20 protein-coding genes are annotated in these 23495 nt (G+C 66.7%); 8 read left to right on the top strand and 12 right to left on the bottom strand.

Annotation, left to right across the window (positions count from 1 at the left end):
- Positions 1 to 9: 9 nt before the first annotated feature.
- From A6E15_RS14930 to A6E15_RS14910, 5 genes are all read left to right on the top strand, one after another.
- Complete coding sequence (locus tag A6E15_RS14930) at positions 10 to 1554, top strand: molybdopterin-dependent oxidoreductase (protein ID WP_076147350.1); 1545 nt, start codon at positions 10 to 12, stop codon at positions 1552 to 1554.
- A gap of 221 nt (positions 1555 to 1775) precedes the next feature.
- The gene (locus tag A6E15_RS14925; RefSeq protein ID WP_245800584.1) at positions 1776 to 3191 is read left to right on the top strand and encodes an ABC transporter substrate-binding protein; all 1416 of its coding nucleotides are present in this window, start codon (positions 1776 to 1778) and stop codon (positions 3189 to 3191) included.
- Positions 3192 to 3295: 104 nt separating this feature from the next.
- Positions 3296 to 4249 (top strand): carbohydrate ABC transporter permease, encoded by a 954-nt coding sequence (locus A6E15_RS14920; RefSeq protein ID WP_076147346.1) that lies wholly within the window; start codon positions 3296 to 3298, stop codon positions 4247 to 4249.
- Entirely contained in the window at positions 4246 to 5118 is an 873-nt protein-coding gene (locus A6E15_RS14915) for a carbohydrate ABC transporter permease (protein ID WP_076147344.1), read from the top strand. Before A6E15_RS14920 ends, A6E15_RS14915 begins: the two co-directional genes overlap by 4 nt.
- Before the next feature lie 44 nt (positions 5119 to 5162).
- Positions 5163 to 6248 (top strand): ABC transporter ATP-binding protein, encoded by a 1086-nt coding sequence (locus A6E15_RS14910; protein ID WP_076147342.1) that lies wholly within the window; start codon positions 5163 to 5165, stop codon positions 6246 to 6248.
- 6 nt (positions 6249 to 6254) lie between these two features.
- On the opposite strand, the gene A6E15_RS14905 is transcribed toward A6E15_RS14910, so the two are convergent.
- From A6E15_RS14905 to A6E15_RS14890, 4 genes are all read right to left on the bottom strand, one after another.
- Positions 6255 to 6830, bottom strand: a complete 576-nt coding sequence (locus tag A6E15_RS14905) for an RDD family protein (protein WP_076147340.1) — start codon at positions 6828 to 6830, stop codon at positions 6255 to 6257.
- Positions 6831 to 6904: 74 nt separating this feature from the next.
- Positions 6905 to 7186 carry a hypothetical protein gene (locus tag A6E15_RS14900; RefSeq protein ID WP_076147338.1) on the bottom strand — a complete coding sequence of 94 codons (282 nt, stop codon included), beginning with the start codon at positions 7184 to 7186 and terminating at the stop codon, positions 6905 to 6907.
- 220 nt (positions 7187 to 7406) lie between these two features.
- On the bottom strand, positions 7407 to 8657 hold the full coding sequence (locus tag A6E15_RS14895) for an acyl-CoA dehydrogenase family protein (RefSeq protein ID WP_076147336.1): 1251 nt from the start codon (positions 8655 to 8657) through the stop codon (positions 7407 to 7409).
- A 135-nt stretch (positions 8658 to 8792) separates the two neighbouring features.
- Entirely contained in the window at positions 8793 to 9941 is a 1149-nt protein-coding gene (locus A6E15_RS14890) for a thiolase family protein (protein ID WP_076147334.1), read from the bottom strand.
- Positions 9942 to 10102: 161 nt separating this feature from the next.
- Here A6E15_RS14890 and A6E15_RS14885 point away from each other — a divergent pair, with 161 nt between their 5' ends.
- Positions 10103 to 10888, top strand: coding sequence for an SDR family NAD(P)-dependent oxidoreductase (locus A6E15_RS14885; RefSeq protein WP_076147332.1), 786 nt, complete (start codon positions 10103 to 10105; stop codon positions 10886 to 10888).
- A gap of 36 nt (positions 10889 to 10924) precedes the next feature.
- On the opposite strand, the gene A6E15_RS14880 is transcribed toward A6E15_RS14885, so the two are convergent.
- The 3 genes from A6E15_RS14880 to A6E15_RS14870 form a co-directional block, all read right to left on the bottom strand.
- Positions 10925 to 12361, bottom strand: coding sequence for an amidase (locus A6E15_RS14880; RefSeq protein ID WP_076147330.1), 1437 nt, complete (start codon positions 12359 to 12361; stop codon positions 10925 to 10927).
- Between the two features lie 160 nt (positions 12362 to 12521).
- Positions 12522 to 13742 (bottom strand): acyl-CoA dehydrogenase family protein, encoded by a 1221-nt coding sequence (locus A6E15_RS14875; RefSeq protein ID WP_076147328.1) that lies wholly within the window; start codon positions 13740 to 13742, stop codon positions 12522 to 12524.
- A 21-nt stretch (positions 13743 to 13763) separates the two neighbouring features.
- Positions 13764 to 15401 (bottom strand): long-chain fatty acid--CoA ligase, encoded by a 1638-nt coding sequence (locus A6E15_RS14870; protein ID WP_084177375.1) that lies wholly within the window; start codon positions 15399 to 15401, stop codon positions 13764 to 13766.
- A 191-nt stretch (positions 15402 to 15592) separates the two neighbouring features.
- On the opposite strand from A6E15_RS14870, the gene A6E15_RS14865 reads away from it, so the two are divergent.
- Entirely contained in the window at positions 15593 to 17215 is a 1623-nt protein-coding gene (locus tag A6E15_RS14865) for an acyl-CoA synthetase (protein WP_076147324.1), read from the top strand.
- A gap of 21 nt (positions 17216 to 17236) precedes the next feature.
- On the opposite strand, the gene A6E15_RS14860 is transcribed toward A6E15_RS14865, so the two are convergent.
- The 4 genes from A6E15_RS14860 to A6E15_RS14845 all read right to left on the bottom strand — a co-directional run bounded on the left by A6E15_RS14860 (position 17237) and on the right by A6E15_RS14845 (position 21169).
- A complete protein-coding gene (locus A6E15_RS14860) occupies positions 17237 to 18400 on the bottom strand; it encodes a CaiB/BaiF CoA transferase family protein (RefSeq protein ID WP_076147322.1) in 1164 nt (387 codons plus the stop codon).
- An 81-nt stretch (positions 18401 to 18481) separates the two neighbouring features.
- Complete coding sequence (locus A6E15_RS14855; RefSeq protein WP_076147320.1) at positions 18482 to 19414, bottom strand: ferritin family protein; 933 nt, start codon at positions 19412 to 19414, stop codon at positions 18482 to 18484.
- Positions 19415 to 19484: 70 nt separating this feature from the next.
- Positions 19485 to 20921 (bottom strand): APC family permease, encoded by a 1437-nt coding sequence (locus A6E15_RS14850; protein WP_076147318.1) that lies wholly within the window; start codon positions 20919 to 20921, stop codon positions 19485 to 19487.
- Positions 20918 to 21169: a hypothetical protein gene (locus A6E15_RS14845; protein ID WP_076148384.1), complete on the bottom strand. Its 252-nt coding sequence runs from the start codon at positions 21167 to 21169 to the stop codon at positions 20918 to 20920. The genes A6E15_RS14850 and A6E15_RS14845 overlap by 4 nt, the downstream gene beginning before the upstream one ends.
- A gap of 191 nt (positions 21170 to 21360) precedes the next feature.
- Between A6E15_RS14845 and A6E15_RS14840 the strand changes: the two genes are divergently transcribed.
- Positions 21361 to 22098 (top strand): 3-hydroxyacyl-CoA dehydrogenase family protein, encoded by a 738-nt coding sequence (locus A6E15_RS14840; protein WP_076147316.1) that lies wholly within the window; start codon positions 21361 to 21363, stop codon positions 22096 to 22098.
- 424 nt (positions 22099 to 22522) lie between these two features.
- Here A6E15_RS14840 and A6E15_RS14835 read toward each other — a convergent pair whose 3' ends face one another.
- Entirely contained in the window at positions 22523 to 23320 is a 798-nt protein-coding gene (locus A6E15_RS14835) for an enoyl-CoA hydratase/isomerase family protein (protein WP_076147314.1), read from the bottom strand.
- Between the last annotated feature and the right edge of the window lie 175 nt (positions 23321 to 23495).

Below are 23495 nucleotides of genomic sequence, written 5' to 3'. Positions count from 1 at the left end.
GATATTACCATGGTGAGGTCACGCGTACGGAGGGCGGTCGTCCGGGTGCGGCCGTGGCTGCCCGCGGTCGCGGTGGCGCTCGCTGCGGGACTGGCCGCCGTCGGTGGATCGTATCTGGCCGTCGGTCGGCGACCGGCGTTCGTCGTGACGCCGTTCGACCGGCTCGTCGTCGCGCTCAGCCCCGACGCGCTCGTCACCTTCGCGATCACCCAGCTCGGGACCCTCGGGCATCACCTGGCGTTTCTGACGGCCATCGGAGTGGCGTGTGCGACCCTCGGGCTGGCCACCCTGCCCGGTGTGGCGGTTCTGCTGGGGAACCGGCCGGAACTCGGCGCGCTGGACCGCGGGCTCGGCATGGCCGTCGTCGGCGTCCTCCTCGGACAGGTCCTGCCGGCCGCGCTCGCGTTCGGACTGACGCGGTCCCGGCCGTCGGCGCTCGGTGCCGCAGCCGGGGTTGGGATCGTCCTGCTCGTAACTGCCGTGGCGGCCGCCCTCGCCGTCGGCGCGGATCGTCCCCTCGGCTCGCTCGAGCGACGACGCGTCCTCGGCTCGCTCGGGGCGGCGATCGGCGTGAGCGCGCTCGCCGTGTTCGTCCGCGGCTCCGGCGAGGAGTCGTTCCCCTCACCGCTCGAGATCCCCGAGGACGCCCGACCCGAGGTCAGAGACGCGCTCACGCGCGCGAAAGAGCGATCGTTCGAGGTGCAGGGTCTCGAGCCGCTCGTCAGTACGGACTTCTATCAGGTCGACATCGGTAACGTCGATCCCGACGTCGACCCCGGGGAGTGGTCGCTCTCGATCACGGGGGCGGTCGCCGAGGAGCGAGAGTACGACTTTGGGGACCTCGAGTCGATGACGCTGGAAGACCGCTTCGTCACGCTGCGGTGCGTCGGCGACCGGCTCAACGGCCGCCAGATGGACACCGCCCTCTGGAGCGGCGTGCCCGTCGCCGACCTGCTCGAGGCGGCGGGTCCCGAGGGCGACCGGGTGATCCTGCACGGTGCCGACGACTACTACAACGAGTTTCCGATCGACGCGCTGTGGCCGGGGCTGTTGGCCTATCGGATGAACGGCCGGCCGCTGCCGCGAGCACACGGGGCCCCGTTGCGCGCGCTCGTGCCGGGCCACTGGGGCGAGATCAACGTGAAGTGGTTGACGGAGATCGAGGTCCGGGACGAGGACACCATGGGCTACTGGGAACACCGCGGCTGGCACGGCACCGGGCCGGTCGAGACGGTCGCCAAGCTCTGGCAGACCAACTATCTGGGAAGCGGCCGGTACGAGGTCGCCGGGCACGCCTACGCCGGCACCAGGGGGATCGAGACCGTCGAGGTGTCGACCGACGGCGGCGACACCTGGACCGAGGCCGAACTCTCGGAGCCCCTGCCCGGCGACGACGTCTGGCGACAGTGGCGACACGAGTACGGGGCCGGCGGGCGCCACGAGGTGATCGTCCGGGCCCGCGACGGGAACGGGGCCCTCCAGATCCCCGAGGAGGACGGCCCGAAGCCGGACGGGGCGACCGGCTGGGTGTCCGAAACCGTCGGCCCGCAATGACCGGGCGGGATCGGGGTGTTCCCCGATCGAACACCGGCAGCCGTCCCGTGACCCGTCCGCGTTCGCGTCCCACACTTATACGAAATTTTATGATAGTCGTCTGGGGAGACGGCTAACGGAGGCGCTTCGGGTGAATACCCTGCATAAACTGGTGGAAAAAACATGAACGTTTATATGGGAGTAGCAGGATGTTAGCAGTGGACAAGAGTGATTGTGAACCAATGACACGGGATTCCATCAACAGGCGACGGGTGCTTACGGGTGCAGGTGTAGGGATCGCTGGGGCAATGGCCGGTTGTCTCGGTGGCGGCGGCGGTGACGACGACGTCCAGTTCCTCACGGACTACTACAACGACGCGTGGCAATCGGTCTGGGACGACCTCGAGCCCCAGTTCGAGGACGAGACCGACATCCCCATGTCTATCGAGGAAGCGGGGATGTCCGGGAGTCAGGAGTCGCGGCTCTCGCAGCTGATTCAGGCGGGCAATCCGCCGGAGGCGAACACCTCCACGTTCGACCAGGTGGCCGACATCTGGGAGACGGACCAGCTCGAGACCGTCAACGACGTCGTCTCGTCGATCGAGGAGGTAAACGGCGAGGTAAACACCAACGCGTTCCTCGGTGAGGACGACAACTTCTACCAGATCCCGCACGGACTGTACGTCTCGAACTTCCAGTACCGGGCCGACGTCTACGACGACCTCGGACTGGACGAGCCGGAGACGTTCAGCGACGTCCTCGAGAACGCCGAGGCGATCAACGACGCCGGCGGCCAGTGGGAGGACATGCGCGGGTACGGGCTGGCAGGGGCGCCGACCGGCAAGAGTCAGGACGAAATGCTCGTCCTGCTCGCGAGCGCGGGCATCTCCGGCATCGGGCTCCGTTGGCAGGACCCGGACGCCCGCGACGAACTCGAGATCTGGTGGCCCGAGGAGACGGTGATCGAGGTACTGGAGTACGTGGACGAACTCTCACAGTACTCGCCCGATCCGACGAACATCGGGTGGGCCAGCTCGCTCAGCAGTTGGGTGCAGGGGAACTACGGCCAGTGTTACCACCTCAACGCGTGGCCGGTCGGCGTCACCGCACAGACCGCCGAAGCAGAGGACAGCGACGCGCTGCGTTCGGTCGCCGAAAACACCGAGATCATCGCGTACCCGATGCAGGACGGTGTCGATCCGAGCGAGAACTGGCTGTCCTCGCCGGCCCCCGACGGCTACCACGTCTTCGCGAACTCCGAGCGGCCGGGCGACACCAAGGAGTGGTTCGAGTGGCTCTACGCCGATAGCATGGAGCGTACCGTGAGCTTCTACGAGACGGACCCCGGTCGGTTCCTCCCGACCTACTCCGACGTCCTCGGCTCGGACGCGTTCCAGAACCAGGACATCTTCCAGGCACATCCGCACCTGCTCGAGAAACTCCAGTACGTTCAGGACGAGATCTGGGGCAACCACTACGACAGCGTCGACGAGGCCAACACCTCCTCGCCGGTGTCACTGTACATGCAGCGACAGTGGTTCTACGGCGAGATGATCAACCGAGTGGTCACCGACTCGATGACTCCACAGGAGGCCTACGACTGGGGCTACGGGCAACTCGAAGAGGCCTTCGCAGAGGCACAGGACACGTTCGGATAATCGATGCCGACCGGCCGATCCGCTTTCGTCCGTGTGAGCGTCGGAGCGAATCGTTCATAACCAACCGTGGGATTAACATACATGCACGCAGAGGAAATCTAGATATGGCCAGTGAAACCGGAGAATCGATACGGCCTGGCAGGGCGTACATTCCGTGGGACGACCTGCCGGTAAAGCGGGAGACGGTCGCGGGAATCGGGACCGTACTTCCGGTCGTCGTCCTGTACTTGCTCATCGCGGTGCTTCCAGTCGCGTTCGCGTTCTGGGCATCGTTACACGAGATCCACACGCTCAATCCGGAGTGGCAGTGGGCCGGCCTCGCGAACTATCGGGAGGTCCTGAACATCTCAACGTTCTGGGGCTCGCTGTGGCGGGGGATCGTCTACATGGTCGGCAGTACCCTCCTCCAACTCGGCGTCGGGCTCTGGATGGCGCTGGTGCTGAACCGCATCACCCGCGGGCAGAAGCTGCTCACCGCGGTGGTCTTTACGGCCTACCTGATCCCGACGATCATCGTCTCGCTGGTGGCGCTGCGGGTGTTCGATCCGGCCGGTGGCGTCTTCCAGATGATCGGCTCCGACTGGCTCGGACTGTGGGGCGGACGGGAGGCCCCGCTGGGTTCCCGCGACTGGGCGATGCGGCTGCTGATCCTCATCGGGACCTGGAAGTTCGCCGTCTTCGTCACCATCTTCACGCTCGCGCAGTTGCGCGCGATTCCCGATCGGTTCTACGAGGCGGCCAAGGTCTGTGGCGCGAACCGGTGGCAGATGTTCCGCGACATCACGCTGCCGCGTCTCATGGGGATCGTGACAGTCGTCGTCTTGCTCCGGTCGGTCTTCATGTTCAACAAGTTCGACATCATCTGGCAGCTCACCGAGGGCGGCCCCGGAAACGCCACGACGACGCTGCCCGTGCTGGCCTACAAGACCGTCTACACGGACCAGGCCTACGGCCTCGCTAACGCGATCGCCGTAGTTATGTTCCTGTTCCTGCTGGCGTCGGCGATCATCTACTTCCAACTCTTCAACCCCAGCGAGGAGGTGGAGACGACGACATGAGTCAAAGCGAACCACCGGGAGGCGTCTTCGGCCTCTCATACGACGGCGAGACGCGCGTCATCGAAGCACTGAAACTCGTCAGCACCGGGATCATCGTTCTCGTCGGTGCGTGGCCGATCTACTGGATGACCCAGTTGGCCTTTACCGAGTACGAGACGGTCGAGGACGCGGTCACCGTCTTCCCCGCGCCGGACATCTTCACGCTGGACAACTTCAACGTCCTGACCGAGCCGGAGATGTACACCTACATGTTCAACACGGTCGTGGTGGCTATCGGGACCATCGTGACGGTCGTCCTCGTCTCGCTGCTCGCCGGTTACGGCCTCGCACGACTGGATTTCCCCCAGAAGGAGAACTTCGCTCGAGTCCTCCTGATCGGCTACCTCTTCAGCCCGATCGTCATCGGGATCCCGCTCTATCAGATCTGGCAGAACATCGGCCTGCTCGGGACTCGCTTCGGGCTCATCATCGCCCTGTCTGCGATCTCGATGCCGTTCGCGGTCTGGCTGATGTGGAAGTACATCATGACGATCCCGGAGGCCCACGAGGAGGCCGCCTGGGTCGACGGCGCGTCCCGGTGGCGGGGCTTCCGCGACGTCGTCGTTCCCCAGTGCCGGCCGGCGATCATCGCCGCGGCGCTGTTTGCCTTCGCGCTCGCGTGGAACGACTTCACGTTCGCGCAGATCCTCCTGCCCCAGACCGACACCACGACGTTCGCGCCCGGTATCCTCCGGGCGATGGGACAGGCGCAGTTCCTGCCCCAGGCCTACCTGATGGCGATTTCACTGGCCATGACGCTGCCGCCGCTGCTGTTTGCCTACTTCATGCAGAGCTACCTGCTGAAGGGGTTCCAGGTCAGAGCCCTCTGAGAGTGCATCACCTTTACAACCAACACCACGAGACATACCAACATATGCCAGATATCGAGATCCGGAACCTGACGAAAGTGTACGAGGAATCGGGCAACAGAATCGTCGCCGTCGACGACGTCGACCTCACCATCGAGGACGGCGAGTTCGTGACGCTGGTCGGTCCCTCGGGCTGTGGCAAGACCACGACCCTTCGCTGTGTCGCGGGACTGAACAAGCCGACCAGCGGGACGATCACGTTCGGCGACCGCGACGTGACCCAAAAGCCCGTCCAGGAACGCAACATCGCGTTGCTCTTCCAGGACATCGCGCTCTACCCGCACATGAGCGTCCAGGAGAACATGGCCTACGGGCTCAAGATCGCCGGCTTCTCCCGCGAGGAACGGATGGCCCGCGTCGAGGAGGCCGCCGAGTTGCTCCAGATCACGGACCAGCTACAGAAGATGCCCGCGGACCTCTCGGGCGGCCAGCAACAGCGGGTCGCGCTCGGCCGATCGCTCGTGCGGGACCCGGAGATCTTCCTGTTCGACGAGCCCATGTCGGACCTAGACGCCAAGCTCAAGGCCGAACTCCGGCCGGTCATCGAGAAGGTGACCGACGAGATCGGCTGCCCGACGCTGTACGTGACCCACGACCAGGAGGAGGCGATGACCATGTCCGACCGCGTCGCCGTGATCAACGACGGCGAACTGGCACAGGTCGCCCCGCCGAAGGAGGTCTACGACGAACCGGCCTCGCAGTTCGTCAGCCAGTTCATCGGCCAGCCGTCGACGCAGTTCTTCGAGGGCAACGTCGGCGCGGTCAACGGCACCGTCGAACTCGACGTCGGCGGCTACGAGTACGACCTCGCCCGCGACGGCCTCGAGGGCTGGGCCGGCGAGGACGTCCGCGTCGGCCTCCGGCCACAGTACATCCAGGTCAGCGACGACCCCGATGTCGGTATCCCGGCGTCGCACCTGTTAGACGAACCGCTGGGCGATGCGACCCACAGCTTCTTCGACACGGAGTTCGGCGAGATCGTCGTCGTTACCGATCCGGACTTCGACGGCAACGGGAAGGAGTACAGCCTCGTCTTCGACGACGAGTACATTCAGCTGTTCGACGACGATTCCGGCGTCCGGATCGCCTGATACCGGTTAGTTCTTTTCGTCGCAGTTCGCTCGAGCGGCCGCGCTCGTGTCCGCGTCGGCAGCCACCGCCGTCTCGAGGTTCGCCGGTGCCGTCGAGCGAACGACGATCGTGCCGGCGGCGAGATCGCCGACGCGTCGGCCGTCGGTCACCAGCGCCGAGACGAGCCCGAGTACCAGCGGCGGGACGCCGAGTAGATCGACGTACAGACCGAGGTTCCGGACGGCGCTGGCCCGGAGCGTACACTCGCGGCCGTCCGCCATGACGACAAGTAGGCCGCGGTTTACCTTCCCGGGCGTCCGCCCGTAGCGCCACTCACAGACGAACGAGTAGGTGACGTAGAGCGGCAAGAGTGCGACCAGCGAGAGGAAGACGACGTATCCTCCGAGCGCCTCGTAGGACTCACTGAAGACCACGCTCGCGGCGTAGATCAGCGGGAACTCGAGGAGGACGTAACAGACGAACAGGTCGATCGCCGCCGCTCCGGCGCGGGCGAGCAACACGTCCCGGTCGTCCGCGGTGTCGACTCTCGGAGCCGGTTGTCGCCGGGTCGGGAGGAACCCGTCCAGCGTCCAATCGATCACGGTGCGACCGCCTCGGCGTTCATGCGGGAGTCATTCAGTAGCGGACGGGAAATAGCTGCCGTCGTCCGACCGCGTTACTCCATCCGGATATCCGTCCGCAACGTCACGAGGAAGTAGGCGAAAAGAGCGAGCGTGATTCCGCCGAACACCTGCGAATCGATCGAGAGGTAGCCGTCGATCTGGTACAGCAGGACGCTGGTGACCGCCAGCACGAGGACGGCACCGAGCGTCCGCCACCGCTCGAGCGTCTTCTCGACGGCGATTCCTGCCGTGGACTTCTCGACCGCGTCCGACGCCTTGCGGATGTTCTCGAGCCCCGCGCTATCGGATTTGCGTGATGTGGTATCTCCACTCATATAGTGTCGTTATTCCCACCGAGGAGTAAATATCTATGGGTGTAGGTGACACGGTTTCGACGTCGGAGCCGCGCGCAAATACGGGCCGGCCGACGACTCGGCGTTGGCGCTCTCGATATCGAGACGACGGGACGAAACCGCCGACGGCGACACCCCTCGAGTTGCCGCCGTCAACGTGTCATGGGAACCGGCGGTGAGACCGGCGCGCTCGACGCGAGCGTTACTCTTTGAGTTCGTCGTGTCGCAGGTTCTCGTCGAACTGGAGGGTGTTCTCGATCTCGGTCTCGTCTACGTCCTCGAACGCCCAGCGGGCGATCGAACGGCGGTGGACCTCGTCGGCCCCGTCGACGATACGGAACGCGCGGACGTTCTCGTAGAAGTGTGCGATCGGGATGTCCTTCCCGATCCCGTTGCCGCCACAGCACTGCAGCGCGAGGTCGATCGTATCGTTGGTGACGTTCGCGGTGAACATCTTCGACATCGCGACCTCGATGCGCGCGTCGCTGCGGTCGAGTTCGCGCGCGGCGTGGCGAACCATCGTTCGCGCTGCGTGCAGGCGGGTTTCGGCGTCGGCGATGCGGTGGCGCAGCGCCTGCTTGTCCTCGAGTTTCGTGCCGAACGCGTCCCGCTCTTGGAGGTAGGCCTTCGCGATCTCGAGCGACCGCTGGGCCATTCCGGAGTAGCGCATGCAGTGGGTGAGCCGGCCGCCGCCGAGTCGCATCTGGGCGATGCGGAACCCGTCGCCTTCCTCGCCGAGGGTGTTCTCGACGGGGACGCGAACGTTGTCGAACTTCATCTCCGCGTGACCGCCCTTGCGCTCCGTGATTCCGTGGCCGCCGAGGTGATCGACGTTGCGGACGACCTCGACGCCGTCGGCGTCGCGCGGTACGAGGATGATCGAGGCACCCTCGTAGGGATGGGCGTCCAGATCGGTCCGGACCATCGCCAGATAGTAGTCCGCACCCAGCCCGTCGGAGGTCCACCATTTGTGGCCGTTGATAACCCACTCGTCGCCGTCCTTGACGGCGGTACTCTGGAGCATCTTCGGGTCGGAGCCGGCACCGACCTTGGGCTCGGTCATCGCGAAGGCGGTGGAGATCTCGCCCTGCACGAGCGGGCGCAGGTACTCCTCTTTCTGTTCTTCCGTGCCGACCATCTCGAGGGTGTGCATGTTCCCCTCCTGGGGTGCGTTGGCCCGGATCGCGATCGCGCCGATCAGCGAGCGCCCGACCTGTTCGAACGACGGTAGCATGTCGCTGAAGTCGAGTCCCTGTCCACCGTACTCCTCGGGGACCTGCGGCGCGAACAGGTCGCGCTCCTTGGCCATCTCCCACATCTCGTGGATCTCGTCCATGGAGATCGTCTCACCCGTCGCGAGCGCCTCTCGCTCGCGCGGAATGACGACTTCGTCCATGAAGTCCTCTACGCGGCCCGCAACCTCCTTCGCTTTCTCGGAGTCGTGGTACTCCATATCACCCATAACCACATACAGCATTGTAAAGCTATAGGTAATGAAACGCATACACTGGCAACTAAAGTGCGGAGAATCGACTACGCGTTCCGAATGACGCCCGCTTCGGTCCGGCTCCCGCCGGGAGTCGCCCACTCAGACCCGTTCGAGGATCGTCGCGACGCCCTGGCCGAAGCCGATACACATCGTCGAGAGCGCGGTCTCCTGACCGGTGCGCTCGAGTTCGTGGGCCAGTTTGGTCAGCAACATCGCGCCGGTCGCGCCCAGCGGGTGACCGTGGGCGATCGCCCCGCCGTTGACGTTGACGTCCTCCCAGGACGCGCCGGTCTCCTCGAGCCAGGCGGCGACGACCGAGGCGAAGGCCTCGTTGACCTCGAAGAGGTCGATGTCGCCGACCGACATGTCGGCTTTCTCGAGGACGTTCTCCGTCGCCGGGATGGGGCCGCGAAGCATCGTGACGGGGTCGACGCCGACGACCTCGGTCTGGACGATGCGGGCCATCGGCTCCCAGCCGTGTTCTTCGGCGGCTGCTTCGCTCGCGATCAACAGCGCACAGGAGCCGTCGACGATCCCCGAGGAGTTACCGGGGTGGTGAAAGCCCTCGCCCTCCTCCCGGAACGACAGCGGGAGTTCGGCGAGCGTTTCCTCGTCCGTGCCCGGCCGCGGGTGTTCGTCCCGTTCGACGACGATCTCCTCGCCGTCGAGTTCGGTCTCGACGGCCGCGATCTGGTCGTCGTAGCGGCCCTCGTCCCAGGCCCGCTTCCAGCGCCGTTGGGAGTCGGCGGCGATCTCGTCGAGTTCCGAGCGCGTGAGGCCGTAGTTCTCGGCGATGCGCTCGGCTCCCTCGCCCTGCGTGGTCAACTCGTCGAAGTACTCGAAATACGTGTCGGTCGGCGCGTCGCCGTCCGACCCCATCGGCACGCGGGTCATGTGTTCGACCCCGCCCGCGATGAGGACGTCGTGCTGGCCGGCCATGACGTTCGCCGCGGCGAAGTTCGCGGCCTGCTGGCCCGACCCGCACATCCGGTTCAACTGGACGCCGGGGACGACGTCGCCCCAGCCGGCGACCATCGGCGCGAGTCGGCCGACGTTCAGCCCCTGTTCGTCGACGGGTGTGACACAGCCGTAGATGACGTCCTCGATCGTCTCCGGCTCGAATCCGTTGCGCTCGCGCAGGGCAGTGAGCGGTTCCGCGGCCAGGTCCTGCGGGTGCGTGTCGCTGAACGACCCGTCGCGTTTCCCGAACGGCGTCCGGACGGCATCGACGATGACTGCGGAGTTCATGACGTGGACTTGAGTATTCTGCGATCCATCATAGAAGTTGTGCATAAATTCGTGATCGACGGTGCTGGACTCTTTTCGTGGCGCTCAGGTTCGCGGATCGACGTGTCGAGTGGTACCTCTCCACAACGATTAAATCAGATCGTGTAGTATTCGCTCGGGCGATGGATTTCGGACTACAGGACCGGACCGCCGTCGTCACCGGCGGGGCCGGACGCATCGGAAGCGCAGACTGTCGACTGCTCGCCGACGAGGGCGCGGACGTCGTCGTCCTCGACGTCGATGGCGAGGGCGCGACGGCGGTCGCCGACGAGATCAACGAGACCGCCGGAGGCGGCGAGGCGATGGCACTCGAGTGCGATCTCACCGACCGCGAGGACGTCGCCGACTCGATGGCCGAGGTGCGCGACGCCTTCGGCGGCGTGGACGTCCTCGTGAACAACGCCGCGATGGTCGACGCCCGCTCGCGCGTCGGCGACTACGACGACGGCGTCTGGGACCGCGACGTGGAGATCAACCTCACCGGCACCTACAACATCAGCAAGGAGCTGTTCCCGCGGATGTGCGAGCGCGGCTGGGGACGGATCGTCAACATGTCCTCGATGGCCGGCTGGTACGGCGGTTTCGGCCAGTTTTCCTACTCCGCGACCAAAGCCGCCATGATCGGCGTCGGCCGGACGATGGCCCTCGAGGGGGCCCAGTCGGGGGTCACCTCCAACGTCATCGCGCCCAACATCGTCGTCGGCGACTGGGCCGATATGAGCCCCGAGGAACTCCGGGAGAACGTCGACGAGTACTACGCCCGCATCGCCGACGCGACGCCGATGCGCCACCTCGGGACCGAGGAGGACGTGGCCAACATGGTCACCTACCTCTGCTCGGAGCAGGCGAGTTACGTGACCGGACAGGTGATCGGCGTGACCGGCGGGATCGACCTGTTCAGTTTCTAATCGCGGGTCGAGCATGCGGCGGCGACGCTGCCGGTCTCACGCGGGGTACGCGTCGTGCCACGGTCGCTGTCGTTCGACGGCGGCGCTGGCCGCGATAACGTCGTCGTCGGCGTGTCGCCGTCCCGCGAGCTGCATCCCGACGGGGAGCCCGTCGGCGAAGCCGGCCGGGACCGAGGCCGCCGGCTGGCCGGTGAGGTTGAACGGTTGGGTGAGGACCCAGCCCCGGTACGGCTCGATCTCGGTGCCGTCGATCGCCGCCGGCTCGTCGCCGTGGGGAAACGGCGTCGTTGCGCAGGTGGCCGTCGCGAGGAGGTCGTACTCCGCGAACAGGTCGGCCAGCCCGTCGAGGACGCGCGTCCGGACCACGTCAGCGCGTTTGTATTCCCGCGTCGACGGCTCGTCGACGTCCAAGACGAGATCGACGAGGTACGGCCGCAGGCGGTCCCGGTCCTCGCCGAACGGGTCGAACCCCTCCGCTCTGAGGTTCTCGAGCAGCGATCGCCATCGCACCGTCGCCATGGTGTAGTAGGCCTCGAGGATCGCCTCGTTGTCGTGTCCCAGGTCCGGATCGACCCGATCGACCGTCGCGCCGGCGCGCTCGAACGCCGAGACCGCGTCCTCGAGGACCTCGCGGACGGCGGGGTCGACCGGATAGATCCCCATCCCGGGGCTGAAGGCGATCTCCAGCTCGTCGATCGGCCGGTCGACGGCGTCGCGGTAGGACTCCTGCTTCGGGACCGAGAACGGATCCCGCGGGTGGACCCCCGCCATCACGTCCAGCGAGAGCGCCGCGTCCTCGACCGTCCGGGCCAGCGGCCCGTTCGTGGAGAACGGGGTGTGACTGGCGAACGCGTTCGGCCGGCTGACGTTCGGGATCACGCCCTGCGTGGGCTTCAATCCGTACACGCCGCAGAAACTCGCCGGAACGCGAACCGAGCCGCCGGCGTCGGAGCCCGGCGCGAGCGGGACGAGCCGGTCGGCCAGCGCCGCGCCGGCCCCGCCGGAGGAGCCCCCCGAGACGCGGTCGGGATCGAACGGCGTTCCAGTCGGCCCGGCGACGCGGTTATCGGTCGTGACGCCGAGCCCGAACTCGGGCGCGTTGGTCTTTCCGACGACGATCGCGCCCGCCGTCTTGAGCCGAGCGACGAACGGCGAGTCCGACTCGGCGACCCGGTCCTCGAAGAGCAGGGAGCCGGAGGTCGTTCGGACTCCTTCGACGTCGTCTAAGTCCTTGATCGCGACGGGGACGCCGTGTAACGGCCCGAGCGGTTCGCCCTCGTCGATCGCTCGCTCCGCGTCTTCGGCCATCTCGCGGGCCAACTTGTCGGTCACCGTGACGAAGGCGTTCGTCCGCTCGTTCCGTTCGCGGATCCGCTCGAGGACGTCGTCGACGACCTCGGTCGGCGAGTACTCGCCGTCGCGGATCGCCCGCGCGAGCCCGGTGGCAGTCCTGTCTGTGGGTGGAGTTACCATGATCTGTGATATCAGCGTACCGGATGAAAAGCGTTCGTCTCGGCGAACCACGGTTCCGGACTCGAGACGAGTCACGTCGGTCGCGAGGGGCGGAGAGCCGTCGGCGATCGCCGACGACGGCAGTGGTGGGATAGCGCGGCGGCGACTCGGACGGCCGGTCTCACTCCGTGATGCCCATCGTCTTCGCGATCGTGTTCAGCTGGATCTCGTCGGTCCCTTCGACGATCCGCAGGACCCGCGCCTGATGGACCAGATCCATGTACGGGTTCTCCTCGGCGAGCCCGTTCGCGCCGTGGACCTGTACCGCCGCGTCGGCGACCTCCCAGAGGACGTTCGTCGCGAACCACTTCAGCACCGACGAGTCCATGATCGTCCGCTCGTCTTCGGCCATCTTCCAGGCGAGTTTCAGTCCCGCCGCGTCGGCCGCGTAGGTCTTTGCCCGTCCCTTGGCGAGCTTGGCCGAGACCTGCTGGAAGTTCCCGATCGGCTCGCCGAAGGCCTCCCGCTCGGTGACGTACTCGCCGGCCTCGGAGAGCAGGTACTCGCTGTACCCGACGGCCTCGGCACCAAGCTCGAGCCGCCCGAGCGAGAGAAACTCCATCGCGGCGTAGAAGGCCTCGTCGACCTCGCCGAGGACGCGGTCCTCGGGGACTCGCACGCCGTCCAGTACGATCTCGGCCTGTGACCCCTCCGCGCCGACGGCGTTGTTGTACGAGCCGATCTCGTACTCGTCGCGCTCGACGATGAAACAGGTGATGCCGCCGTAGCGGCCGACGTCCTCCTGGGGCGTCGTCCGGGCGAACAGCTGGACGAAGTCGGCGTAGGGCGCGTTGGTGATCCACTGCTTGCGTCCGTTGATGAGCCACTCGTCGCCGTCTTTCTCCGCGGTGGTCTCCATGTTCGGCGAATCCGACCCCACGCCGGGCTCGGTCTGGCCGAACGCCGTCGACTTCTCGCCGCGGACCACGGGCTTGAGGTACTTCTCGCGCTGGTCGCCCTCGGCCTGCAACAGCAGGGGTTTCGGCCCCTCGGGCCCGGCCAGGACGTAGCGCTCGAGGCCGCCGCCGTGGCTGGCGAGGCGTTTCTTCGCCCGATACCAAGTGACTGGCGAGATGCCGTCGCCGCCCGCGTCTTCGGGCAGGTTCATCGCGTAGAAGCCCGCCTCGGCAGACTTCCGCCGGATCTCCTCGCGGGCCTCGAGCAGCTCGTCGGTCCACCGGCCGTTCTCGTGGTGGCCCTTTCGGGGGTTCGTGTAGGTGTCGCCCAGCTCCTCGACGATCGGCTCGACCTCCCGTGCGACGAACTCGTCGATGCTCTCGAGGATCAGTCCGGTCTCGTCGTCGGTGTCGAAACTCACGCCGCCTATGGTGTTTGCTACCATGTGAAATATCGATGGGATCGCCTACTGCTGTGGTGCCTGCTCGTCGTCTTCCGCCTCGAGGACCACGTCGAACTGGTCCCGGAGCGTCTTCTTGTCGAACTTGCCCGTCGAGGTCTTCGGAATCTCGTCGACGATCTCGTAGCCGTCGGGCAGCCACCACGAGGGGAACGTCTCGGCGAGGTGGGTCTCGAGGTCGTCCGCCTCGACGGTCGCGCCGTCCCGCGGCACCACGACCGCCATGGGTCGTTCCTGCCAGCGCTCGTGGTCGACGGCGATGACGGTGGCCTCGCTGACGGCCTCGTGGCCGATCAGTTCGTTCTCGAGCTGGACCGAGGAGATCCACTCGCCGCCGGACTTGATGACGTCCTTGTCGCGGTCGACGACGTCGATGTACCCCATCTCGTCGCGGGTGGCGATGTCGCCGGTCCGCAGGTAGCCGTCGTCGGTAAACGCCTGCTCGTTCTCCTCGGGCCGATTATGGTAGCCGTCGGTCACCCACGGGCTGCGGACCTGCAGTTCGCCCATCGTCTCCCCGTCGGCGGGGACCTCCTCGCCGTCGTCGTCGATCACCCGGGTCTGCATCCCCGGAACGGGGATGCCGGCCTTCGCGCGGTACTCGTATTGCTCGTCGCTGGGCAGTTCCGCCGTCTCCTTTCGGAGCGTGCTGAGCGTGCCAAGCGGCGAGGTCTCGGTCATTCCCCAGCCCTGGAGGATCGGCGCGTCGTACTCCTCGTCGTACTTCCGGATGAGCGACTCCGGCGGCGCCGACCCGCCGACCGTCAGCCGGTCGATGTTCGAGATGTCGACCTCGGGGTTCTCGTCCAAGAACTCCGCCATCTCGAGCCAGATCGTCGGCACGGCCGCGGAGAAGGTCACGCCCTCCTCGTCGATCAGCCGGGCGATCGTCTCGGGGTCGGTGTGGACCGAGGGGAAGACCTGCTTTGCACCCACGAGCGTCGCGCCGTAGGGGAGCCCCCAGCCGTTGGCGTGGAACATCGGCACGACGGGGAGAATCGTGTCGCGCTCGCCGATCCCGTTGGCGTCGACGTGGCCGCCCATGATGCTGTGGAGGTACATCGCCCGGTGGGAGTAGGCGACGCCTTTCGGCAGCCCCGTCGTCCCCGACGTGTGACACATGCCGTACTCGGCGTCCTCGTCGATGTCCGGCCACTCGTAGTCGGTCGGCTGGCCCGAAAGCAGCGACTCGTAGTCGGTCACCGGCTCGAGGTCGGTCTCGGGCACTTCGTCGTCCAGGACGACGTACTGCTCGACCGTATCGAGGTCGTCGGCGTTGGCTTCGACTTTCTCGATGAGCCCGGGATCGACGAAGATCACGCGGTCCTCGGCGTCGTCGATCGTGTGGACGAAGTGGTGGTCGGGCAGTCGCATGTTGCACATGTGGATCGACCGCGCCGAACACGCCGGCCCGAAGTAGAGCTCGTAGTGGCGGTAGTGGTTCGTCGCGACGACGCCGACCCGGTCGCCCCGATCGAGGCCGAGGTCGTCGAGCGCGTGCGCGAGTTGATTGATCCGGTCGTAGGCGTCGGCGTACGTGTAGCGATGCACGCTCCCGTCGGGCAGTTTCGTCACCAGCTCCCGATCGGGAAACAGGTCGACCGCCCGCTCGAGTATCTTGTCAAGTGTTAACTGGACACCCATCATGGTCGTCGCCACTATTCTGTCCAGTAACTTATGATTTGGGGCAGGCGAACCGCCCCGAGACGGCGAGAGAGGTCGCGACCGACCGACGGCTCGTCGCGGCTCGCTCGAGCGCGTATCGATATATTCCGCTCGCACTCTCCTGTCAACTCGAGCGAAGAATTATAGGCTCATTCGTGGTGTGGTTCATCATGTCATATGACACCGTCTACGAGGCCGTCTCCGACCGGTACGAACCGGGGCTGGGATGGGACGAACACGCCCACGTCGGCGACGAGACGTCGCTCAACGTCGCCGAGGAGGCGCTGGGACGCCACGCCGAGTCCGACGAGACCGGCCTTCGCATCCGGGACTTCGAGACCGGCGAGACCGCGACGTATTCCTTCGCGGCCCTCGCGGCGGCCGCGAACCGGGTCAGCAACTACCTGCTCGATCACACCGAGCGCGGCGACCGCGTCGGCGCGATGCTCCCGACGCGGTTCGAACTCTACGCCGTCGTCTTCGGGACGATCCAGGCCGGACGGATCTACCTGCCGCTCGCGCCGGTGTTCGGCCCCGACGCGTTGAACTACCGCCTCGAGGACTCGGGCGCGACGACACTCGTCACGACGAGCGAGGGCTGTGACGCCGTCGACGGCGACCTGTCGGCGCTCGAGCGCGTCGTCGCGATCGACGGCGGTTCGGTCGAGGGCGACGTGACGGTCGACGAGTACGACGCCGTCCGCGCGTGTGACGACGCGTTCGAGGCCGTCGAGACCCATCCGAACGACCCCTACTCGCTGACGTACACGTCGGGGACGACCGGGCCGCCAAAGGGCGTGCCGACGAGCCACCGCGGCCCGATCGAACTCTACGCCTACACCGAGTACGTCGTCGATCTGCGGCCGGACGACGTCTACCTGGTCGCGGCGTCGCCGTCGTGGTCCTACGGGCTCACCATGGGCACGATCATGTCCGGCATCCGCGGGACGGCCATCGGCTGCTACCGCGGACAGTTCGACCCCCGCGCGTTCTTCGAGACGCTCGAGGCGTGGGACGTCGACAACGCGATGATCCCGCCGACGGCGCTCAGACAGTCCCGGGCCGCCGGGATCGACCTCGAGGCGTGGGACGTCGATCTCCGGGTGCTGCTGTCGGCCGGCGAGTCGCTGGACGAGGAGACCGTCTCCTGGTGCGAGGACGGACTGGGCGCGCCGCCCCAGGACGCCTACGGGCTCACCGAGGGCGGGATGGTGATCTGCAACTACGCGTTCGACGACTGGGAGGTCCGGCCCGGGAGCATGGGGAAGGTCACCCCCGGCGAGGAGGTCGCGCTGTTGGACGACGACGGCAACGAGGTCGAGCGGGGCGAGATCGGCGAAATCGCGATCAGGCGCGACGAGGACGCACGGGGAGCGTACTGGGGCCGTCCCGAGGCGACCCTCGAGACCTTCACCGGTCCCTGGCTCCGGACCGGCGACCTCGCCCGGCGAGACGAGGACGGCTACTACTGGTACGTCAGCCGGGCCGACGACGTCATCATCTCGGCGGGCTACCGGATCGGCCCCGCGGAAGTCGAGGAGACGCTGCTCGACCATCCGGCGGTCGAGGAGGCCGCCGTCGTCGGGGCGGACCACGAGACGCGCGGCCAGATCGTCAAAGCCTACGTCACGCTCGTCGGCGACCGCGAGCCCGCCGCGGCGCTCGCGGACGAACTGCGCGAGTTCGCCCGCGCGGAACTCTCGAAACACGAGTACCCCCGCGAGATCGAGTTTCTGGACGCGCTCCCCAAGACCGCCAGCGGGAAGATCAAACGCGCCGCGCTCGCGGAGTGAGCCCGCCGCCGTCGTGATTGGTCACAGGATCGCGCCCGCCTCCCGAAGCTCGTCCCGATCGGCCTCGTCGTACCCCACTGCGGCGAGCAGTTCGTCCGTGTGTTCGCCGTGGCCGGGCACCGACTCGTCGTGACGCTCGGGGAGGGCCGATCCGACCGCGGGGAAACCGACCCGCGGCGGCGCGTCGTCGGGTCGTTCGACCAGCCCGCGGGCCTCGAGCTGTGGATGCTCGAGCGCCTCGGCGGGCGTACAGACCGGTCCAGTCATCGTCTCGTCGCTCAGTTCCGCGAGCCAGTCGTCCCGCGTGCGGGTCGCGAACAGGGACTCGAGTTCCTCGCGGACGGCTTCGAGTTCGGCCGGATCGTCCGTTCCGTGCAGGTCCGTCAGGTCCTCGCGGCCGACCTCCTCACAGAAGGCCGTCCAGAACTTCGGCTCGAGGGCCGCCAGCGTCAGATAGCGGCCGTCGGCGGTCTCGTAGACGTCGTACCAGGGGACGCCACCGGTCAGTGTCGTCTCGCCGGGACGGGGATCGTCGCCGGTCAGCGCCCCGTGGGCGACCGCCTGCGAGAAGGAGGCGACCACGTCGGTCATGGCCACGTCGACGTACTCGCCGCCGTTGCCCAGTTCCCGCGAGAGCAGGCCGCCGACGATCGAAAACGCCGCGAACAGCCCGCCGCCGAGGTCGCCGATCTGGTAGCCCGGGAGCTGCGGGGCCGCCGCCTCGTCCTCGCGGGTCATATCGAGTAAGCCGGCCACCCCGACGTAGTTGAGGTCGTGGCCCGCGCGCTGGGCGTACGGGCCGGTTCCCCCGTAGCCCGACAGCGAGCAGTAGACCAGTTCCTCGTTGTACTCGACGAGCGTCTCGTAATCGATCTCGAGTCGGTCGGCGACGCCGGGGCGGAACTGTTCGAAGACGACGTCGGCGTCGGCGACGAGGTCGTAGAACGCCTCGCGACCGCCCTCCGATTTCAGGTCGAGCGCGACGCTTCGCTTGCCGCGGTTGACGCCGTCGAACAGCGCGCCGACGTCACGCTCGGTCGTCGGCGGCGTATAGCGGGCGTAGTCGCCCGCGTCGGTGTCCTCGACTTTGATCACGTCGGCGCCCGCGTCGGCGAGCAGTTGCGTCGCGTACGGGCCCGGTAACAGGCGCGACAGGTCGAGTATCCGAACGGAATCGAGCTGCATGGTACCACGTTTCGATCCGGTCCCAAAAGTCTACTGTCGGTCGGGGCCGCGGCCCCGCGGCCACGACCGGACGCGAATCGCTCAGTCGTCGCCCTCGAGCGCCACCAGGTCGTCGACGTCCGGGATGTCGGCCGCGGCGTCGGTGATCTGTTGCATCCGGTCGGCGTGTTTCTCGATCGCGTACTCGGCGAGCTTGCCGGACTCGAGGCCCCGGCGGTCGGCGGGGTCGTCGGGCTGGAACCGCTCGTCCTCGGTGATCCCCTGAACGAGCGGGAGCAGGTCCTCGACGGTCTCCTCGATGAGGTGGGGGTCGACCCCCTCGGCGATGAGCTTCTTGAGCTGGTTCATCCCGAAGCCGACGTGCCGGCCCTCGTCGCTGCGGATCTTGGTGAAGCCCTGGACGAGCCCCGGAAGGTGTGGCAGCCCCTCGAACTCGCCGCCGTAGGAGGTCTGCATCCCGTAATAGCCAGTCTGGGCGAGGATTCCCTCCACCGTGAGGTGATAGTGACAGTACGCCGTCGCCCTGTTTTCGGGCGTGTCCTCCTCGAGCAGTCGGAACTGCGCTTTCCGGTTGCGGTCGAACAGCTCGATGTAGGGGTCGTTGAACCACCGCCCGTGGCGCGGGTTCGATCGCTCCCAGCCGAGTTCGTCCTCCACGGTCCAGACGACCTCCCGCCAGTAGCGGTCGAAGAAGTCCGCGTGCTTGGCCTCCTCGTATAGCTGGGTCGTCAGGAACAGCTGATCGTCGATGTCGTCGAGGACGGCCCCCAACGGCGCGAGGTCCTCGGTGACGGCGTCTTCCCCCGCGCCGAACTTCGCGATGCCGTTGAGGGTCCCGTACCACGATTCCCGGTCGTAACCGTCCGTCTCCTCGATGAACGCGAGCAGGTTCTCGACGTCTCGCTCGAGGTCGATCTCGCCGGGGTCCCAGTGGCGCTCGACCGCGTTGCGGTAGTAGCGGTTCGATCGGGACTCCCGATCCATCATCTCGGTTGGCGTGTACTCAGTTGCCATATCACATACTACTCGTCGCGGCTATTAAATGTGCAGTCCCTGTCACTCGGTCTCGAGTCCGCTCGAGCGATCAGCTGTCGCCTTCGCCGGCGTCCGCTCGCGGTGGATCCCCGTTCGCGTCATCCGAGGCCCGTTGCGCCTCGCTCTCCTCGATACGCTCGTGGCGGTCGAGGGAGGTCATCGTCCGGTAGGTCTCGATCCGGTCGGTCTTCGCGAGCCGGTAGCGGTAGTAGCCGTAGGCGACGACGAACCAGCCCACGAGGACGACGCCGACGATCGGCCGCTGGAGCAGCGTGACGATCCAGAACGCGCCGGTCGCGACGGCCCCGCCGAGGACCGCGAGGAGGAGCCCCCGGTAGCGCCGGAGTCGGAACGGGGCGTTGGCGTAGTGGGCGGGGAACTCCCGGGGCAGGTTCCAGAGCCCGATCGCACAGAAGAAGTACGCGGTGAGGCTGGCCAGGCCGATGAACACCGAGAGCCCCACGATCTCGTCCGCGATCGGGACGAGCAGGAACGGCGGGAGTCCGAGCAGCGCGACGGCGTAGTGGGGCGTCTCGAACCGCGGATGGATCCGCGCGAGCGACGCGGGGAGGATGCCGTCGCGGCTCGCGCGCATGAGCGTCCGGGAGAAGACCAAAAGCGTCGTGTTCACGGTCGTGACGACCGCGAAGACGGCACCGGCGGCGACGACGTACTCGCCCCACCACGGAAGAAATCGCGTGGCGGCCATCGCGAGGTCCGCCTCGGCTCCCAGTTCGGTGTAGGGAACGACGCCGACGAGGACGACGATCAGCGCCACGTAAAACAGGGCGACGATCCCGATGCCCAGCCCCAGCACCAGCGGGATCGTCCGGCCGGGGTTCTCGATCTCCTCGCCCAGTTCGACCAGCAGTCCGAAGCCCAGGAACGGGTAGAACAGGGCGACCACCGCGAGCCCGAACGCGCCGTAATCCGGGACAAACGGCGCGTAGTTCGCGGCGTCGACCGCGGTCGCGCCGGGGACGATAAAGGTCAGGAGCGCGATCACGAGCCCGGCGAAGAAGACGAGCTGGACCTGCGCGACCACCCTGAGCCCGATCAGGTTGACGAGCAGGACGAACGCCAGCAGGACGTAGATCAACGGCGTCGACGGGACGTCGACGAAGATCCGGGTGTACTCCGCGAAGCCGGTCGCCGTGATGAGCAGAGACGCCCACGCGACCAGCGGGATGGTAAACGGGACCAGAAAGCCCCAGTACGGCGCAGTCAAACGAGAGATATAGACGTACAACCCACCGGCGACGGGCATCGCCGACCCGAGTAGGGCGTTGTAGAGGACGACGAACGACGCCGGGATCGCCGCGAGGAGGATCGCCACTACGAGCGACGGTCCCGCGGTCCCCGCCAGCGGCCCCGGCAAGACGAATATCGGCACCGAGATCGCGTTCCCGACCAACAGCGCGAGGACGCCGACGATCCCGATGCTCGAGGAGAGCGTCGCCGCGTCGGCGTCGCTGGACTCGCTCATTCCGCCGTGGCTCGATCGGCCCGCCGGCGTCGGATCGCGGCGTCGCGGATCCGCCGACCGAGGGCGAACCCGACGACGCCGCCCAGCACGGGCGCGACGGCGAGCAGCGCCGGGACCGTAACCAGTGGCACGACGATTCCGAGCCCGAGACCGACCACCAGCCCGCCCTCGGGGTACTGTGCCGCGGCGACCGCGCGCTCGATGTCGTCCATCTTCGCCGGTTCGTCGCGGTACTCTCCGATTGCCATGTAATGTCCCACCATACCATGGGTAAAATAGCTTCTGGACGTTGACACTGCCTGCAGCGGCGTCGCCGACGTCCTCGGTCGCCATCAACCGCGGCCGAGAGCGGCTGGCGGCGCGACCGGATCGTGGTCGCTCCACTGCCGATGGTTCCGGGTTGACAAGAACTAAGTCGATTCTCGTGAAGGTTGGTGACATGGCACAAAAGAGCGCTGCCGTCGTCGGCGGCGGCATCATGGGCGCCGGTATCGCACAGGTACTCGCACGGAACGGCTACGAAGTGAGTGTCCGCGAGATCAACGAGGAACTGGCCGAGAAGGCCCGTGAGCGCGTTATCTCGGGCAACTACGGGCTCGAGGACGCCGTCGAGGGCGGCTATCTCTCCGAAGAGGAGAAAGGCGCGGTCTTGGAGCGGATGACGTTCACGACGGACCTCGATGCGGCGACCGACGGCACCGACTTCGTCATCGAGGCGGTCACGGAGGATCTGGCGATCAAGGGGCAGGTCTTCCGCGATCTGGACGAGGTGACCGCCGACCAGCCGCTGTACTCGAACACGAGCGGGTTTGCCGTCACGTCGATCGCCAACGCCGTCTCCGACCCCTCGCGGGTCGCGGTGACGCACTTTTTTAACCCGGTCGCGGTCATGGACATGGTCGAAATCGTCCAGGCACCGGAGACCGACGAGGCGGTCGTCGAGCGTGCCGAGCAACTCGTCGACGAACTCGGGAAGACGCGTGTCACCATCGACGACGACCCCGGCTCCTACGGCTTCCTTGCCAATCGCTGTCATGCGGCGATGCGCGAGGAAGCCCAGAAGATCGTCGACGAGGGGATCGCCACGAAAGAACAGGTCGACAAGGCGCTCGAGGACGGGTACAACCTCCCGGTCGGCCCGTTCTCGCTGGCCGGCATCGGCGAGGAGTGGGACTGAGGCAACTCTTTCACCACTCGAGACTCTCTTCGTTTCGGAGTAACGAATCCGTCTGTGGTGGCGCGCGCCGTTCCGCGGCGAGCCGACGGTGAGCCGCGGATCGACGTTGCGCGAGGGATGAGCGAGCGACGTTGGAGCGAGCGAATCGGCTGGGGAGGGCGTGGCGATTCCGTGCCGCCACGGTAGCAGGACGCTCTCCGTTGTCGGATCGAACCGCCTTCAACGTCCGATCTTCGACTGGGAACAGCTGCTATCGTGGCAACTGGAAACTCCGCATCCATCCCAGCCGATTCGCTCGTTACACTCGCGACACCCTCGCGCAGCGTTGCGTCGCGGTTCGGTCGTCACTCACCGCGACACAGCGCGCGCCACCGCAGGCCGGTTCGTCGGGTGGCGTAAAACGGAAGCTACCGGTCCGAAGCCGTTACTTCCCTTCGAACTCGGGCTCGCGGTCCTCGGCGAACGCCGCCGCGCCCTCCGCGTGGTCCTCGGTCTTGAGCAGCTCCTGGAAGAGCGAGCGGTCGTAGGCCAGCCCCTCCTCGAGTCCGCTGTGGACGGCCATGTCGGCGGATTTCTTGATCGACTGAATCGCGAGCGGTGCCTGGCCCGCCAGATCGGTGACGAACGCGTCGACCTCCTCGTCGAACTCGTCGTCGGCGTAGACGTGGTTGACGATGCCCTCCTCGCCCGCGCGTGCCGCGGAGATGTGGTCGCCGGTCATCGCGAGTTCCTTCGCGACCGCGGGGCCGGCGATCTTCGTCACGTACTGGACGCCGCCGGCACCGGGCAGGATGCCGAGGTTGACCTCGGGGAAGCCGAACGTGGAACTCTCGCTGGCCAGCCGGAAGTCACAGGCCAGCGCGGTCTCCAGGCCGCCGCCCAGACAGTAGCCGTCGATCTTCGCGACGACCGGCGCCGGGAAGTCCCGGATGACGTCGTAGTGGCTCCGGGCCGAGGTGTCGCCGGCCGACTCGTCGGAGAAGCCGCCGATGTCCGCCCCGGCACAGAAGGCCTTCTCGCCGGCCCCCTCGAGGACCACCGCGCGCAGAGCGACGCCGTCCGCGCCCTCGGTTTCCGCCTCGAGCAACTCGAGGCCCGCGACGATGTCGTCTCTGAGCTGGGCGCTCAGCGCGTTCAGCGCGTCCGGCCGGTTCATGGTCAGCGTACCGATGCCGTTGTCTTCGTCGAACTCCACTAGGACTGTCTCGAGTGATTCGTCCATGGGTGACGGTCACGGTCACCGATCAAAAAGGTGTCCCGTTTCACACCGCGACCGGCGGACGACCCGGGTCACTGGTAGACACGCGCCGCCGCCGGCACCATCGAGTCCCGACTCGAGTCCGCGTCGGTTGCCATCGCCTCGAGCGGCGGCATTTCCGACTCGTCAAAGACATAAT

Origin of the sequence: Natrinema saccharevitans (assembly GCF_001953745.1) — an archaeon.
GTDB classification, from domain to species: domain Archaea; phylum Halobacteriota; class Halobacteria; order Halobacteriales; family Natrialbaceae; genus Natrinema; species Natrinema saccharevitans.
Note: the sequence above shows the minus strand (reverse complement) of the source record. Positions and strands in the feature narration are given on the sequence as shown.